This window comes from Saccharicrinis sp. GN24d3 (genome assembly GCF_052400645.1).
GTDB lineage: Bacteria > Bacteroidota > Bacteroidia > Bacteroidales > Marinilabiliaceae > Saccharicrinis.
The window spans coordinates 74221-92638 of record NZ_JBQTGI010000019.1 but is presented as its reverse complement, the minus strand read 5'-3'; the positions used below and the strand labels follow the sequence as shown (position 1 = coordinate 92638).

Annotated in this window: 8 protein-coding genes; 1 reads left to right on the top strand and 7 read right to left on the bottom strand. The window is 36.3% G+C overall.

Annotated features, from left to right (window positions below):
• Positions 1 to 6: 6 nt before the first annotated feature.
• From ACT29I_RS20020 to ACT29I_RS19990, 7 genes are read right to left on the bottom strand one after another with little or no spacing between them, the layout of a single operon-like run.
• The gene (locus tag ACT29I_RS20020) at positions 7 to 2817 is read right to left on the bottom strand and encodes a SusC/RagA family TonB-linked outer membrane protein (protein ID WP_444794242.1); all 2811 of its coding nucleotides are present in this window, start codon (positions 2815 to 2817) and stop codon (positions 7 to 9) included.
• Between the two features lie 9 nt (positions 2818 to 2826).
• The gene (locus ACT29I_RS20015; protein ID WP_444794241.1) at positions 2827 to 4380 is read right to left on the bottom strand and encodes a fasciclin domain-containing protein; all 1554 of its coding nucleotides are present in this window, start codon (positions 4378 to 4380) and stop codon (positions 2827 to 2829) included.
• Between the two features lie 11 nt (positions 4381 to 4391).
• Positions 4392 to 5957 carry a fasciclin domain-containing protein gene (locus ACT29I_RS20010; RefSeq protein ID WP_444794240.1) on the bottom strand — a complete coding sequence of 522 codons (1566 nt, stop codon included), beginning with the start codon at positions 5955 to 5957 and terminating at the stop codon, positions 4392 to 4394.
• A gap of 7 nt (positions 5958 to 5964) precedes the next feature.
• Positions 5965 to 7398: a RagB/SusD family nutrient uptake outer membrane protein gene (locus tag ACT29I_RS20005; protein ID WP_444794239.1), complete on the bottom strand. Its 1434-nt coding sequence runs from the start codon at positions 7396 to 7398 to the stop codon at positions 5965 to 5967.
• A 10-nt stretch (positions 7399 to 7408) separates the two neighbouring features.
• Positions 7409 to 10621, bottom strand: coding sequence for a SusC/RagA family TonB-linked outer membrane protein (locus tag ACT29I_RS20000; RefSeq protein ID WP_444794238.1), 3213 nt, complete (start codon positions 10619 to 10621; stop codon positions 7409 to 7411).
• A gap of 1 nt (position 10622) precedes the next feature.
• Positions 10623 to 12818 carry a fasciclin domain-containing protein gene (locus ACT29I_RS19995; protein WP_444794237.1) on the bottom strand — a complete coding sequence of 732 codons (2196 nt, stop codon included), beginning with the start codon at positions 12816 to 12818 and terminating at the stop codon, positions 10623 to 10625.
• Positions 12815 to 13984, bottom strand: a complete 1170-nt coding sequence (locus ACT29I_RS19990) for a DUF4998 domain-containing protein (RefSeq protein WP_444794236.1) — start codon at positions 13982 to 13984, stop codon at positions 12815 to 12817. The genes ACT29I_RS19995 and ACT29I_RS19990 overlap by 4 nt, the downstream gene beginning before the upstream one ends.
• Positions 13985 to 14385: 401 nt before the next feature.
• Here ACT29I_RS19990 and ACT29I_RS19985 point away from each other — a divergent pair, with 401 nt between their 5' ends.
• Positions 14386 to 18411 carry a hybrid sensor histidine kinase/response regulator transcription factor gene (locus ACT29I_RS19985; RefSeq protein WP_444794235.1) on the top strand — a complete coding sequence of 1342 codons (4026 nt, stop codon included), beginning with the start codon at positions 14386 to 14388 and terminating at the stop codon, positions 18409 to 18411.
• Positions 18412 to 18418 lie beyond the last annotated feature (7 nt).

The window sequence follows — 18418 nt, the reverse complement described above, 5'->3', positions numbered from 1 at the left end:
AATCTTTTAAAATCCAACTTGTAATCCTAACATTACTGTTGCCGCATTAGGTATTTTGCCATAATCAACACTTTGATAGATTGGATTATCACTATAACTAAATTCAGGATCGGCCCCTTTATATTCACTTGCAAACCAAAGGTTGTATCCATCCAGGCTAATGCTTAATGAACGTATTACTTCGTTGCTAACTCTTGTTTTATACTTGATGCCTGCATGCTTTAATTTAACAAAGCTGCCATCTTCGATAAAACGACTGCTAAAACGGTTGTTTTGCATAGGATCACCATAATTCATACGCGGTATATTGGTCTTATCGCCTTCTTTTACCCAAGCACTTAATACTGCTTTCGATTGGTTATATCCATCAGACTGCCCTTCTGTCAACATACTGGTGTAATTAAACACGTGGTTGCCAACACTGTAAGAAAAATTCAAATCAAAATACCACTTTTTGTAGCGAGTATTAATACCAAAACCGCCAAAGAAATCTGGTGCTGGATTACCAATTTTCACACGGTCATCCTCGTCAATAATATTGTTTTTGTCAACATCCAAAAATGCAATATCACCGGCTTGTATTTGCTCACCACTCTTATTTGTTAAGTTGTATTGATCTGCTTTTTCCTTGCTTGGAATCACTTCCATCATCTGATAACCATAAAACTCATACAAGCCTGATCCTACTTCACTTATTAGCGATCCGCCAGGAATGTTTGTGAAAATGGCTTTGCTACTAGGCAAAGCTGATACCTCGTCCACATTCTTACTCACATTTGCATATAGATTTACAGCTACCTTAGAAATATTAAACTCACCGGCCATTCCCAGGCTAAACCCTTTACTGGTTTTTTCTCCACCATTTGAATACACAAAATCAAAACCATTTGACGAGTCTATTTCCTCTCGGACAACCATATCTTTAGTCTTATTTTGGTAATATGTTCCGTTCAGATATAAATGGTTGAACAATTTAGTTTCCAAACTTAACTCCATACCATAGACATCTTCCCATTTCAGGTCGGGATTAACAATATTATATGGTTGTAAACCTGCAATATCAACATACTGTACACTTGAGTAGTAACGACGCAACATACTGTTGTTCAAATTCATATTTGCAGTCTTATAATAATTTGGCACAACAGTCAGGTAATTGATAATCCCCTCCTTGTTGTCGACCAAGGTCAAAGGCAAATTCACACCATAAAACAAGCCATAATTATCGCTATTATCTCCAACAGTTTCGGTGCCATCGTAACTTAACCATGCATTAAAACCTAATAACTTATTAAGCTGCAAACTAGCGCTACCAAAAAACTGGATCAGTTTCAGGTCAGTACGGTCACCTAAAATTTGACGCACTTTATTGGCATCCGCCTGATTAAGTGTAACAAACTGATCGCTACGTGTATTTGCACCAATAGCATAATCACTTTCAGCATTTTGAGTCTTGTAACGCAAACCACCGGAAACTTTGAAGCCATTTAATACCTGATCATTATTATATTGCAAGGCATATTCTGTCTGACTCATCCATTTTTTATGAATATAATGACTGGTCATATTTTGTGCTGTACCGTCAAAATAAATTGAAGGCACGACTGCATTACTGGTGATACCACTAACAAAATTATTCTGGCGATTACTGGTGGAGTTAACTCCAAACAGTAAATGATGACTCAAATGGTCGCTAATTTTATGACGAAAATTAATCATCGTTGTTAACATATGCCCTTTGGTAAACGTGCGATTATCATTTAAAATGGCCAGAGGATTACTCACCTCGTTAAAACTGGCTATTTTAGTAAAATAATCCTGCACCTGCTGTTTACTATCAATAAAATTACCAGCGAGCATCGGGGTTCTTGTGAACGCACTAATTACCGGATTATTATTAAACTCGTAACCCGTTTCAACAACATCAGAGGTATATTGCGTTAGATTTGCATTAACATCAATCTCAAATGATTTTGTAACATTGATATTGGTATTAAAACGCATGTAATACTTTCTGTAATCAGTATTATCAACAATACCCTGATCGTTTGTATATCCCACTGTTAAAGCATATTTTGCAATAGCATCACCACCTTGTACATTGATGTTATAATTCTGACTTAATGATGTACGATAAACCTCATCCTGCCAGTTTGTATTATTATTATAATTATTATACAATACATCATTGGGCACTAAAAACAAATTAGGATGATCCTTCTGCACTTCAAACATCTCATCTTTGGTTTTATGCAAATTAATCGCATGGTTTTGATATTCCTGAGCATTCAGCATATCAAAAGAGCGATATCGAGTATTCACACCCCATCTGGTGTTAACCGTCACTTTGGGCTGTAGCGATAAATTCCTCTTTGTATTAATAATGATTACGCCACGACCGGCCTGAGATCCGTATATAAGAGCTGCTGCTCCCCGAACATATTGAATACTTTCAATATCCTCGGAGTTCAAATCATTCAAGTAATTGTTAATTAAACCTGTAATTATCGGACTCTCTTCATTTTCGACATCAATCAACAGACCATCTATTACATATAACGGTCTATTGCTCTGGCTCATAGTTTGTCTACACGCAATCTGCAACTGACTACCTTCGCCTGGCATCCCACTTCGTTCAGTCACCTGTAAGCCAGCTATACGTCCGGCTAAATGATTTTCAAAGTTCTTTAGTCCTCCATTAATGGAATCAAGACTAAATAAACTAACACCAGAATTATCGTTAACTACCTTATCCTGTGCACCCACCCGGACAAAGCTTATGAAAAATAAGCAAAGTAATATTATATTCTTATTCATATTTCTACCTTAATAATTATTATTTGTAGGTATCATTCTCACATGTACAACCATATTAATAGGCCCTCTGCCAGGTATTTGAGTACCTGCACTGACTGCCATAACAATTGGCCTTATTCCCCATTCGTCCGGGATACTAATTCGTCCCAGATATTTACCTGTTTCTAACTGATTTTCCGGTTCAAATGCCGGATATTCAATAGCATCACCACAAGGATTTAGTTCTTCATCACCCCTAAACTCTTTCAAAAAAGTTAATTTCTGATAGTGTGTTCTTGTTTCGAAATTGAAGCCACTGTTCCATCCTTTAATGTAAATATCATACTCACCCGGAACGATTGGCATTTCCACAATCTCATTATTATTAATCACACGAAAAGTTTTAAACTCAACCCTTGCATCCGTTCCTTCGATCATATATTGACTCCACCAACCAGTTTGATCAGGAGCGTCCCTGTTTGTCCATTGTTCGGCACCAGCAATAACCTGACGAAAGCTGTTGATTACCTGCTGATTATTGTTCTTCCACAAATTCTGTGGCCTGAATTGTACAGCGCTCATATACAGCGAACGTGGCAACCTGAAATTTTCAAGTGTATATAGTTCACCATTACTGGCTAATACTCTTGAATCCTTATTTATTTTCTGCACGCCTGTTTTAAACAGGTTCCCATTGATTAAAGTCAACAAGGTATCTTTGGTAACATCGTCCACTTTTCCTTGATGAAAAACCGACTCGTGACACCATTCGTACATAATTTTCTTCAAACTTTTTTCAACCTGTTTTCCGGTAGCCTGCTCAATATTCTGAATGGTTGGTTCATAGGCCTCATTGAGTAAAGCATCTGAAGGAACAAAAGCTGTATAAAAGTAATCTTCTTCCAGAGCGTCGTACTTACCACTTTGCAATACCCTGTTTTGTTTAATCCATACCGTATCGTAGACTGTCTGCCCAAGCTCATCAATCTTTAAAGGCTTACTGTTTTCACGATCAAAAATCATGGTATCGGCATCGACAATATATTCTTTTATAAGACTATACTCATCACCCAGTTTCATAATTTGACTATATAAATCAGGAATAATTGTAAAATTGCTTTCCGCTTGATGGATCACACCATTCCCACAAATTACTTGATTCCCAACAAGATTGATCCCATCCAGTGTTAACTCCGTATTTTTATCAATGGTATGATACTTGCCCAACTCTGTCTTAACACGGGTCATGCGCTCCAAATCACTCACGTAATAGATTCCTGTGCTCAGATGGTTCAACAACACTTGTTTCAATTCGCCACCCGTTTGTGCCTTTAATGCTACCATGGCCTCATTATTCAAGGCATAAACAGTTATAGCCTTATTTGACAACAACCACTGATCCAAGTCCTGCGCTTTTAATTCACTTACAAAATCCTTATACTCAGAATGATTTTGCAGATAGCTTAATACATTGGTCGCCTGTACATTTTCCCGCTGGTCTTTATGATAATTATTAAAATCATCATTACAACCAAACAGTAAACAAACGCCAATAAGCAATATAAATAAATAGTTAACTTTCATTCTTTCAATGTTTATAATGGCTTGAAAACAATTTTTCCTAACATAAAACCTCCACGACCTTCTTTGTATTCAATGCGGATCTTATGTTTCTCCATTTTATCAAATAAAATACCGTAGGCTAGCCGTGGAATACTTATAATGTCTCCATCAGCATAATAATTACCTTCAATAGCTGTTAGAACACCATCAATGTAGATATTGTAGGTACCTCCGCCTTTCCAGCGACGACCATACGTGTAAATTTCATAGCTTCCTGGGGGTATTAATGGGCTTTCCACCTCCAACCAGCCACCATCGTTATTGCCAATATCAAAAATCAAACCGGCACCTGCTCCAAACCAACCTTTACTATTGTATATGGTATATTGCAGTGGTACCTCATTGGGCCAAGTATCCCACTTCCATTCTTCTATCGCACCTTTTGCAATCTCATCCTGGGTAAAATTGTCATACTCGCCAAAATGACCAACTACATAATGCGGGATGGAGGAAGAGTTTTTCACAACAGCAGGATCCCACTCCATATACACAGCTTCGAGTGCTTTAATATCCAGATAGTCATCCAAATACTGAACACAACCGTTTTTAAGTGGAATATTTCGTTGGTCTTTCACAATAGATGTATACGATTTCACTCCTTCTTCAGAAACAGCCAAGTTTAATTGGATATTACCACGCTCCTCTTTCACCTGGACACCTTCACCATACAGATACGATTGCATGTTAACAGCATCTGCCAGCTCATTATAATCAAGCATCTTGTTGGTGAAATACGCACCTTTGATTACATGGTAAGCTACCCAACGATTAAATGCATTATTGCCATCGGTAACATCATCGGAATCACTGTATCGACTTTTTAGCGATTCATAATCCGTAATACCTAATTGCTTTAAAGTGGCATCATCAATCATTAATAGAGTATAGTACAAACGACTTTTAACGCCATATTCATTTATGACAGTATTTTCGTTCAGTGCATCAAAGATCCCGGTTTCGGTAAGAGCCTGTTTGAATATTTTAGCATTTTGTGCCTGATCTACATAATCCTTCAATGTTTTATCATGAACACTCAACACTTTATTCACCTCATGCATCACGCCATTTGTTAATTCAATGTCAGGCACCTTAATGCTTGAGTGTTTATTAAGGATCACTTCGGTAAGACCCATATTTGCAAAGTCGACCGACAAATAATCACCAATATAGTTGGTGTCATTCACACAGCCTTCGCGAAAATCAACGGAGGTAATACGCTTATTAAATACATGATTCATCACCAACTGCCGAGCTTCTTCAGTGCTTAAGGAGACGATAGCTTTACCTCCCAAATATTCACTCACAGCGTCGTTGGATGGGGTAAAACAAGTATATTGACCAAATGTATTTAAAGTTTCGTACAAATCTGCCTGATGGATCATATCAATCCACAGACCATATTTATCAGCTTGTTTTTCAAGCGTAACCACATAAGGAAAAATATCGGTGGTCACAAAGTCACCTTCCACATTTTTATCCTCACAAGCCACCAGGAAAACCATAACTGATAATAGAATATAATTGACTATTAATTTCATAGATTACTTATTTATAGTATGGGTTTTGCTCTAACAATTTATTGAGTTTTAACTCATCCTTATGGATTGGAAAATAATACGCATAAGTATTTTGCAGCATTACTTCAATACGCGCCACATCAACGCCTCTTACGTAAGTCAACATCATGTCAATCACAACATCTTTTCTTTTCCAATTCTCTTTTTTAGCTACACGCAGTAGATCGAACCAGCGCTTTCCTTCGCCACAAAACTCTCGGTGTTTTTCTTCCAGTAAAAATCTCAGCATCTCATCATGCGTATCACCAGCATCTACAGTACGCCCCAATCCAGCTCTATTGGTAATTTCTCCTAGTGCCTTTTTGGCCAGATCAAACTGGGATTTCATTATGTAAGCTTCAGCCTGCATAAAATACACCTCTGCCAAACGATACAGTTTAAAATTAAAATCACTATTATCCTGGCTAATCAATACCTGATCATCCGCCGTAAGAGTGGTTACATATTTTTCCAGCTGTAAAGTCTGATCATTATAAGTCAGTTTGCCCCTGATATCATTTTCGTTGTATAGATTGAAAACATCGTAATGATGAGCAAACTCATAATCACTTGTATTTTTTCCATACAATTCAAACAAGCTATTCCTTTGATTGTATTTTTTATGAAAACTAATTTCAAGAATACTTTCATTACTAAAATCGTCCATAAACAATTCGAACCAATTCTCAGAAGGCTCCAGAATCTTCTTACCACTGCTTAACACTTTATCACAATAAGTTAAAACATTATCGTAATCCTCCATGTAAAGACATATATCGGCTAACAATGTATAGGCGGCCACTTGTGTAAAACGGCCATATAATTCCCATTCTTCATCATATAGTTCTTTTACTTTGGGCGCAGCTTTCTTCAGGTCTTCACAAATAAACTTCAAAATTTCTTCATCTGTGTTTTTTTCTTTCATAAAGCCCTGATCGTCGGTATCATAAGGCTCCGTAATTAAAGGTGCATCTTTCCACCATCGTACAACATAAAAATATGCCAGTGCTCTGATTGCTTTTGCTTCGGCGACGTTTGCTTCGTGTTCTTCAGTATTATAGTTCATATCTATCTCTACAACACCTTGACTTTCGGCAATTATCAGATTACAAAAACCAATAATTTTATACCATTCAGCCCAATCAGCAAAATAGTTACTGGCAGATATTAAGCCATAACGGGCCAATAACACATCGCTATTAATTGTTTTTAATTCATCGGCACGCATTTCACCCATGTGAATCAAACCGCTATGCAGATCCTGAACGCCTTTATATGCACTCCAAAGTACACTCTCTACATCAGCTTGTGTTTTCCAGAAGTCTTCTTTCACCACCTCATTTTCAGGTTGCAAATCCAACCAACTGTCACAGCTCGATGTTACAAATGCTATTAATAGCAAGAATATTAACAGATTCTTCATCTTTATACTTTTAAAAATTCATATTAATACCAGCTGTAAACCTAATAGGACGAGGGGTATAGCTTCTATCCATACCATCCACGCCTACTTCAGGATCCTGACCGGAATAGTTGCTCCAAGTCAATAAATCGTACCCCGTCACAAACACTTTACATTTGCTCATCTTTAGCTTTTGAACCAATAAAGTGGGAAGGTTATAAGATAAACTCAAGGTTTTAAGCCGTAAAAAATCTCCATCTTCAACAAAGCGATCGCTTCCCAGAGTGTTAAATCCAATCTTATATAAGGCCTGTGGCACGGTTGTAACATCGCCTTCTTTACGCCAACGATGCAATACGGCCGTACTTTGGTTATCAACACCATACATATTCTCTGTATTCATGCGGGTTTCATTAATGACCTTCTGTCCAACTCTAAAATGAAAAAACATTCTGAAACTCAAACGTTTGTAAGTAACTGAAGGACCAAAACCGCCAGTCAGGATCGGATTAACATTCCCCAGGTATACGATATCATTCTCATCAATCACTCCATCTTTGTTGATATCCTGATACTTGGCATCGCCGGCTCTAAACTCCTGATTAAATTTATTGGTCATAATCACTTCCTCTCCATTTGGATCAAGAATGATATCCCCGTCTTTATCGCGTGCATATGTATCATCCATAGTACTATACACGCCATCGCAATGATAACCATAGATCGAACCAACAGGATCACCAATCACGTGTTTGTATGCGAACCTATTGTTGGCATATTCGTAATCAGTGAAATTAACATTTTCGGGCAACTTAGTGATTTCATTTACATTACGAGCTAAGTTGTAATCAATTTGAAAATGCCACTGTTTGTTCTTGTATGGAATATAATAGCCATAAATCTCAAATCCATTATTAACCATATCTCCGGCATTATACCACAACATTTTATCAAAGCCTGTCATGCTTGGCAGTTGAGCATCTTTTTGAAGCAAATCAGTTGTTTTTTTGTTGTAATACTGTAAGGTAACATTCAAACGATTATCCAAAGCAAATAAGTCAAGCCCCACATTAAACTGATAAGTCTTTTCGCGCTCAAGATTGTTAAGTGTCATTCTGTTTGGATACAATGCACCTTTATTCATGTAACTACCGTAACTTGTGTATGAGCCATAATATCCATAACTAACAGTCGGCACATTGCCCGATGTCCCATAGTTAACTAACAGCTTGAGTTGATCGATCCACTCAGTTGATTGCAAGAAACTCTCTTTATTGATATTCCAGCCCAGGCTTAAATTCGGAAAGAATCCCCATCTGGCTTTGGAACCAAAACGACTGCTACCATCGTATCTTACTCCGGCCCCTATCAAATATTTATCCTTCAATTTATAATGCCCTTGAACCATGTAACTTATCAAACGGTTTTCGCTCGATCCGCTTTCTATATTCCTAACATTCCCATTATTAGCTACCTCCCTAATATCGTATGAGGGAATTTTATTAACGCTTGTACTATAGGCATCATTAATAAACTGCCCAGTATGCACATTGGCCATCAAATTTAATTCATGCCCATCGCCGAAATTCGGCATGTATGTCAATTTATTATCCGTCTCAATAGCAAAGCTTTCAGAGTATGATTCAGCTGCAACATTGGTATCTCCATGCGACCAGTTGGTACCCAGTGCCGATTGCGGTAAATACGAAAATGCTTTTGAATCATTCTTATCAAACGCTACATTCATTTGATAGCGTAATTGATTTGTAATCCTATATTGAACGCGGAAAATAGAACGAATCCGGTCGGTTTTTACCTGGTTAACAGATTCCTGAGTCATAGCCACAGGATTGTAAATTGAAGTACCAAACCCCTGCCAATTTTCTAGCGGCTGAAAATACTCATCCGTTCTGCTACCATTTGCATCCAAAATATAGGGACTCATATTAGGCATTTTACGCATCGTAATCGCCCGTACATGATTATTACCATAAGTCAATGGACTATCTTTCTTACCAGAAGTAAAACTAAAGTCCGTACTAAAAGTAATTTTATCGCTTAAAAAGTAATCCAGATTAATACTGTTGCTTAATCGTGTAAAGCTCGTATTTTTGGTATTACCCAATTCATCGAGATACCCGATATTAATCCGGTATCGTGCTTTACTACCACCACCACTCATACTAAAATTATGATCAAAACTCAGTGGGTTCTGATTAATCTCATCCAACCAATTGGTGTTGACATCGTATTCGTTAAAATACTTATAATAAGGATCTCCATTTATTTCCGAGTATTTATCCTTGATATATAAATAACTGTCATCTTTTCCCTCGGTGTACAGATAGCTGTTCCATAAAGCTTCCGACATCAAGCCGATATAATCCTTGCCTGAAAGCATTGGAATAGTTTTTGGTTCCTTTTTATAGGATGTGCGCAAACTGTAACCAAAAGTTGTCCTTCCCGCAGTACCGCGTTTAGTTTTAATGACCAAAACACCATTTGCGCCCCGAGCTCCGTATAAGGCTGTTGCTGCACCATCTTTCAATACCTCAATACTTTCAATATTCTCTGGAGCAATCGACACTAAAGCTCCATAATCTTCAGTATTGGCTGTTTTAAAGTCAAAGTCACTACCAAAAGACGTATTGTAAGGCATACCATCCACAACAATCAATGGTTCGGTGTTCGCATTTAAGGAACTGGTTCCACGAATTCGGATGCTCATACCAGATCCGGGGTCACCACTCTGAGAGACCATATCTACGTTAGCCAAGCGTCCCTGAATAGCATCCTCTACTGATACAGAAGGTACCTCATCCATATTCTCCATATTGATTAATTGACTACTGGTGGTTAAATCAGGCCGAGGAATCGAAAACAAATCGGTATTATCTCTTCGATGCACCACCACATTAATCTGATCAATATTCTGCATATCATTAAACAAGGTTACATCCACAACCGGGCCTTTAATGGGTAGAATCTGATCTTTAAAACCAATAAAAGTAAAATTTAAACGATTGGTGCGATCTTTTACTGATAATTCGTAGTACCCATCCATATTCGTAATGGTACCATTCAGGTAACGTTCGTTTTTGTCAAGAACAACCACGTTCACCCCCGGAATGGGCTCTCCATCCAGATCCTTGACTGTACCTTTTACTTTAATTCCCTGTGCCACAACACTAAACACAGTGGAAACAAGTAAGCATACTGTAAAAAATAATTTATATATTCTCATATTAATGATAGCTTACAACATTATCAATTGAGTAAATTAAAGCATTGCTGCTCAAGCCTATTTGATCCAGAATAAGATTTGCTTCCTGACCATCAATGCCCTTGACTTTCTTTGCATCTTCATTAAATTGCAAGAAAAGATCATAATACACCGTCTTTTTACTAGTACTATTTTTCTTGTCCATAAGAGAAGTTGAAAACGGTGCATTTAACTCCTCATAAGGCAAATAGTAATTCGTTCTGAATGTACCATCCATCTTAACAAAATAGTAGCTTAACCAATCGGCTAATGGTTTGTATTTGATATAATTTTTCACATTGGGATCATTAAAAATCTCATCAGATATATCCGGATTTACCACATCAATTGGAACCTTATTCTCACTTATTGCGTTTAATAGTACATCATTAGTAGGAATAAAGGTTGTAAATCGGTAACCCTGAATAAAAGGACAACTGGTAATAATGCCCCTATTGTTTTTATTATAACCGTCCACCATTTGCATTAGCTTATTAAACTCAGAGTATTCCGGCTTCTTATTGATGATTTCAAAAACAGACATACCCGTTGGCATTACCAGATCATCCACTTTAAACACCTCTCCATTAGAACATTCGATACCTTCATCCAAAACATTTACAGGACTTGATGTTAAATGATAGTTACCAGCGCCCATTATTTGTGATTTGTTGAAAATAACAACATCATAATCATTCATTGTTTCACCAATAATCATGTTGTCGCCTACTTCTTTCACATTTTCAAGAATATGGCTGTAAACAATGCGCTTAATAGTTCCACGCCCTGCAAGCGTATTCTGACCTGTTTGTAAATCGAATATACTAAACACCTCGTCTCCAATCACGTTTGGATCACCTACATTGATGTTTACCTTGGCTCTACTCCAGACATCGTTATCAGGCATATAAGCCCTAAGAGTCTTCCTGCCGTTTAATAATTCAGGCATCACATCAGCATATTCAGCTGCATATAAGAATTTAGAATAGCCAGGATCGGTAAATGCATGACGCATAATACTGCTAAACATATCAATCTGCGGCATTTTTTTAATCCCATATACCAAACCATTTGAACACATGGCTACATCATTGAGCTCTGTTTCCAAATTGAAATTAAAATACGATCCAAAATCATTTCTAAACGACTTGTCCTGAATTTTGGCAGGCCATGCAAAATTTTGACTCGACAAATACCCCAACAGATACCCAACCGTTATATCGCTGATATCATCAATAGTAGGTACATTTTCATTAAGCAGATAAGTGTTGATATAATCCAACAATACATCATCTGTTATCATAAAATAGGATGGATTATCCTGCATATTTGTGATGAAGTCACTGGACAATACTTCTGCGGAAATCTGCCCTGCATTTCTATACTTCGTTTTAAAAATGCTATCGGCAATTTGTGTATATTTTTGACTGGAAACAGCATCATACGAGTAATCTTTTACGCGTTCGTATAATGAAGCCATCACGTTGTAATCATCATGTGATTTCAACCAATCTTCCACATTTTCCATTGTATTGACAACTTCATCGATGTGGTATAAATAACCATTTGTACAAGGTATTTCACTTTCGGTTACAGCAGCATTACCAAACATTAACTTACCATTATAATCTTTATCAAAAACTACCTGATAATTCATATTCGGATCCGTTAGCTTTTCAGCACTGAAAAGTGTTGGTGTAAAAACCGAGACCATTTTATTCTCATAATGTACATGATACTGCTTACCATTTTTTTCTTCAATAGAAAAAGGTTTCTGGCTATAGGTTTTCAAACGCTTAATTGGATTATCATTAAGCATATTAATTTGCTGTTCGGTAAAGATATTTTCAACAAAATGTAAACGAACCATATTGTTCAATAAATCCTTGTCAACATCCTGAATGCCTTTGGCCCCGTTTGCTTCAAGCCATTTATTAATAGCCGCATCATTTGGTGCAAAAACAGTTATAGCTGCCCGACCATCCACTAAGTCTTCTAATTTTAACACTTTAATGGATTCAACTAACAGTTGATGGTTTTCAGAAGAAGCTAACCTCTTGTAAATTGTCCCTTCTAAATTCTTTGGAGCTTTATAACGGTCATGTACTTCTTTTTCACATGCTATCAAGAGCAATGAAAAGATTAAAAGCAAACATGTATTCTTTTTTAAATATATCATTGTTTACCTGAGTTTGTCACATTTATGTATAAATCAATTTCACTTATTACAAAATGGGGTGCATTTTCCCACCATATACGGTCACATCTGAAACGTAAATACCTCACCTTTTTATTGGCTGTACATGTAACCGTTAAACTCGGATCATGCTCTGACATATCACTTACTACACGTGAACCAATCTTTGACCACCCCTTCGTGTTCATCTCATCTTCAAACCCTGTAAGATCTTCTGCTGGTGTTGTAGTTACTGCGTCTGCTAAATCTGTATGCCCATAAATATCATAACGCTTCGATGTCTGATTCAAGCTTGAACCTCGAGTCCAAATTACGGCCTTGTCAACAACCACTTCAGCACCTAAATCAATGGTAAATGTCAATGCATTGGGATCACCGCCATTATGAAAATGGCTATTATTACTAATTATTCCATCAAATAAACTTGGCAGGCTACCGCCCCAGTATTCACCATTTTTATCATTTGGCAATAAAGCCGGTTTAACTTTTGTTCTATCATATTTAATGATCAGGTCACCCCATTCCTTCTCAACTGAGCCCGTTTCAAATGGACTTAGAACAAATTTACTTGGAAGATATTTGCTAATAACTTTATAGTTGTGTGAATAATCAACATCAAAAAGCTTAATCGTTTTAGCATCTCTTTCTAAAGTATCATTTACCTCTTCCCCAAGCTTATTATGGTACGTAATTACAGAATACAGATGATTAGCACTTAGATAATCATAATTCAGAATCAAAGCATTTTGTTCATAATCATAATCCAAGGTAGAAGGAATTCTTGGATTTAGCGTTGAGTTGTACTTTTCTCCATATATACTAGCAAAATGATAGTAATCTTCAGACTTTCTACCTTGGTCATCGATCGTGTTGATTACAAAACAAACCTCCTCCTCTGGTAAATTTTCCAAAATCACATCAACTTTTCCATCTTGCACCTCCTGCCTTGCACTTACATTTGCACCAGTAACCACAACTTCCCGGCAATTTTCAAATACTTCGATTGTAAAATAGGCTATGTTTTCACCTGTTTTATGAGATACTTTTTTAACTCCAATAAAACTTAAATTGTCCTCATTGTCATTACAACTAAACAGTAAAAGAAGCATAATCATCGATGCTCCAAAATTTAAAATTTTGTACTTCATAGATCTTTTATTTAATATGTATGTTTTGAATTACAAATATTGATTACCAACAAGCGTAAACACTTCGTAAATCACTTGATACAAAACAAGTCTTTCATGCTCATTAACAAGGGGAGGAATTTGTTTTCATACAGGTTGACAAAACCACCTTTTAGGTAGTATTTTGGTCGATAATGGGGGCTAATTGTATTCGCACAAGTGTATCAGCTTACTTATGCGCCAGCCAAACACCAACGCTATCAACTCATTGCCAGCTCCGTAAATAATGGAAGAAAGAACACATCTCAATCAATTGTATATGACAGTACTTTTGTATCACTGAAGCAAACAATTATATATGGGAATATTAGTTAATTTAGCCAGTATATTTAATTAAGTAGAAATCAATGAGGTCGTCATTTATGAGAATAACACTATTTATTTATTTGCTTAGCTGCACTTTTATTATTAACGCATCGGCAATAAAAACTAACGATATTCATCCTTTAAAATCTTTAACAATCGAAGATGGATTGTCCCAAAATTATGTTACTTGTTTACTTCAGGATTCAGAAGGATTTATGTGGATTGGAACACGCAATGGTTTAAATAGATATGATGGATACTCTTTTAAAGAAATTGAATTTAAAGACAAAGCAGATGGAGCTGATCAGGTGACCTGTTTATTGGAAGATATCGATAAAAACATGTGGATTGGAACAATTTTTGGTTTATACTGTCGTAATCCAAACACAGAAATAACTGAATCTATTCATTTAAATGACCCCAAAGCAAATATTACTTGTCTCTTTCAACATAATAACGGATCTATCTGGATTGGAACAGTCTCAGGAGTGCTTTACAATTACAACATTCAAACAAAAATAGTTTCCAGTTACAGCATACCTAACCGTGAGACTATCTCTTCAATTACGCTTGACCATGATCACTTATTGCTTGGATTCAGATCATATGGCACTGCTCATTTCAACTTAAAAAACAAGCGTTTCCACTACACAAAGCAAGATAATTATTTCATCAATCATACTGTTCATAATACGCTTAGTACAAACAGCAATAACATGTTGATTGCGTCAAATGCCGGGACTTTTCAAATATCTTCGGATATAGACATTACAAAAATATCCAATCACAATAGAAACAAAAATGCTGAATCACTAAATACCGTGATTTGCATGAAACAGATCAATGACTCTACGGTTTGGATGGGTACAGACGGACATGGGGTTTATAGCTATAATTTAAATCAAAATAAGATGGAAAAGATCGAATTTTCCGGAGTTGTTCCCATAGGAGCTGTCACAACAATTTTAAAAGACCGTAGTGGAGCTATTTGGCTGGGAACAGTAAACTCCGGCGTACAAGTATTCGATCCAAATTGCAGTTTTTTTGACCATTGGAGATATGAAAAAGGCAACCCAACAGGTTTAAGTGGAAATTCAGTACTGGGATTAGCAGAGAGTAAAAATGGCAATATCCTCATAGGTTTGGATGGTGGCAGTCTGAATATTTTTGATCATAAACAATCCCGATTTTATCATACAAATATCACCAATGCAAATGTAATTAATACCGTTATCGAATCTGATGATGGAAATATTTGGCTAGGAACATTTCAACATGGAATAAAGCCTATTCGTATTACACATAACGATACATTTAATTATGCATATTCACCTTTTAGAATCCCATTTACCATTAATTCAAGTGTAAAATGTATCCATAAAAGCAATGCCAATAGATTGTGGATTGGAACGGGTGGAAATGGCTTGTATCATCGAATAAGCTCTTCCGCGAAGGGCATAAAACTGCAGGCCATTAATGAACCACTGATACCACCCATGATAACTGCTTTAAATGAATCATATGATTCTATTCTTTGGATTGGAACCCATGGTCGTCTTCTGAAATACAAACATGATAGCCATAGGGTTGAAATTGTAAAGGAAGCAAAAATCAGACAAAAATTTGAAATTACCTCAATTACGGAAAGTGAAAACAGACAAATATGGATTGGAAGTAAAACCGGACTATGGCAAATTGATCAGATAAATCAGGACACGATTCAATACACAATAGAGGATGGTTTGCCGAGTAATGCGGTTAATGCTATATTATATGATAATGATAGCTCTTTATGGCTGGCAACAGACCGCGGACTATCTCAAATGTATATAAAGAATAAAACTTTTCGTAATTTCGGAAAAGAAGATGGAATAAGGGGAATAGAATTCAATGAGAATGCCGCCTTATTAGCAAGCGATGGAAAAATATATTTTGGATCCACCAATGGGGTGTACAGCTTTTATCCAAAAAAGATTAAACATAATTTGCATGCACCAAAAATAGCTCTTACTGGAATAAAACTCTTCAACAAAAAAGTTCAGATAAACGATAACCAATCTTTCCTAACGAAATCCATCAACAAAATGGATACTATTATACTTAACCATCAACAAAATAGTTTAACTTTTGAGTATGTAGCATTAAACTACACCAACTCAGATAAAAATCAATATGCCTATATATTGGAAGGATTTGACAATGATTTTGTAGAAGCTAAAAGCAGAAGGGAAGCAAATTACACAAATATACCTCCAGGAAAATATACCTTTAAAGTAAAGGCCTCCAATAACGATGGAGTATGGAATAATACCACAAAAACATTAAACATTATCATTTTACCTCCCTGGTGGAAAACATGGTGGGCATTAGCACTATTTACTACCTTTTTCCTGTTTGCTATTTATCAACTAATCCAATATTCAGTGAAGCAGGCTCGGTTGAAAGATGATCTGAACACAGAACGACTAGAGAAAGATAATCAACTCAAGCTTAATGGATTAAAGTCACAATTCTTTACTAACATAAGCCATGAATTCAAGACTCCGTTAACACTAATCATTAGCCCTCTGGAGCGTATACTCTCCTCTATGTCAAAAAATGATCACAAGAAACAAGAGTTGATTCTAATCCACAAAAATGCCAACCGCCTATTGCGACTGATAAATCAATTAATGGATTTTAGAAAAGTAGAATTGGGAAAAATGAAAATTAAGGCAAGAAAAATCAACCTTGTGCAATTTGTTGAAGATATTATTGAATCATTTGAGATTTTAACAAGCGAAAAACAGATTTCTCTCTCCTTCCATCAAAAACCAGATCAACTATATTGTTGGTTCGATCCTGATTTGATGGAAAAAGTAATCTATAATCTACTATCTAATGCCTTTAAGCACACGCCCAAATGTGGAGATATTGAAGTGACTATCGACCTACTCGCTAACATGGATGAACGAATTAGAGTTCAAGTGATTGACAATGGCGTAGGAATCCCCAAGTCAAAACAAAAACTCATATTTGAACGCTTCTACCAACTTGATGAAGATTTAAATACCGGAACAGGAATAGGCCTGTCTTTATCAAAAAGTTTTGTTGAATTACACCATGGTACGCTCAGCGTTCACAGTGAAGATGTAAAGGGTAGTGTTTTCTCCATTAAATTTCCAACAGGAAATAATCACTTCTCCAAGAATGAGAGGGCACATTCACCCACGGATACCACTAAAAACAATGAGTTGTGGTATCAACAAACACTAAAGGCATCAAAGCATGATCCCATCAAGATACTCACCAGTAGTCACTTGAAAGAAAACAAAAAGTACACCATTCTTGTGGTTGAGGATGAAAATGAAATCAGGACATTCATCACCGATAGTCTGAAATCCTATTTTGATATTTTGCAAGCCGTGAATGGTACAGAAGGTATTAAAATGGCCACGGAACATTCTCCTGATCTTATTATTTCAGACATAATGATGCCCGAAATCAATGGATTGGATTTATGCAAAAAAGTAAAAAACAATATAAATACCAGTCATATTCCTATCATATTATTAACAGCACTCACTTCTGATGAGCAACAAATAAAAGGGCTGGAAACCGGAGCTGATGATTATATCACTAAACCTTTTAATCCCAACATGTTATTCTTTAAGATAAAAAACCTATTAGAGAACCGTCAAAATATCATTAATCGCTTTAAAACAGAAACCGCAATGGAACCCGATGAAATTGCTGTTACCTCAACTGATGAGATATTTTTAGAACAAGCTATTAACACTGTTAAGGATAATATCTCTGATCCAAACTTTAAAGTTGATCAGTTAATGACTTTTTCAAATATGTCCCGCAGTCCTTTCTTCCGGAAAATTAAAGCACTTACAGGGATGAGTCCAAATGACTTTATCAGGATGATACGCTTAAAACATGCGGCCAGCTTATTGCTTAAATCTGATTTAAATATTTCGGAGATATGCTATGATGTTGGCTTCGTTTCCCCAAGATATTTTCGCGAGTGTTTTAAAAAGCAATTTGGACATACACCAACAGATTACAAACGTGACCAAAATACACATCAGATTTAAAGAATGA

Excerpts from the sequence above, each read along its gene's own strand:
- ACT29I_RS20020 (WP_444794242.1), bottom strand. The coding sequence starts at position 2,817 with ATGAATAAGAATATAATATTACTTTGCTTATTTTTCATAAGCTTTGTC.
- ACT29I_RS20015 (WP_444794241.1), bottom strand. The coding sequence starts at position 4,380 with ATGAAAGTTAACTATTTATTTATATTGCTTATTGGCGTTTGTTTACTG.
- ACT29I_RS20010 (WP_444794240.1), bottom strand. The coding sequence starts at position 5,957 with ATGAAATTAATAGTCAATTATATTCTATTATCAGTTATGGTTTTCCTG.
- ACT29I_RS20005 (WP_444794239.1), bottom strand. The coding sequence starts at position 7,398 with ATGAAGAATCTGTTAATATTCTTGCTATTAATAGCATTTGTAACATCG.
- ACT29I_RS20000 (WP_444794238.1), bottom strand. The coding sequence starts at position 10,621 with ATGAGAATATATAAATTATTTTTTACAGTATGCTTACTTGTTTCCACT.
- ACT29I_RS19995 (WP_444794237.1), bottom strand. The coding sequence starts at position 12,818 with ATGATATATTTAAAAAAGAATACATGTTTGCTTTTAATCTTTTCATTG.
- ACT29I_RS19990 (WP_444794236.1), bottom strand. The coding sequence starts at position 13,984 with ATGAAGTACAAAATTTTAAATTTTGGAGCATCGATGATTATGCTTCTT.
- ACT29I_RS19985 (WP_444794235.1), top strand. The coding sequence starts at position 14,386 with ATGAGAATAACACTATTTATTTATTTGCTTAGCTGCACTTTTATTATT.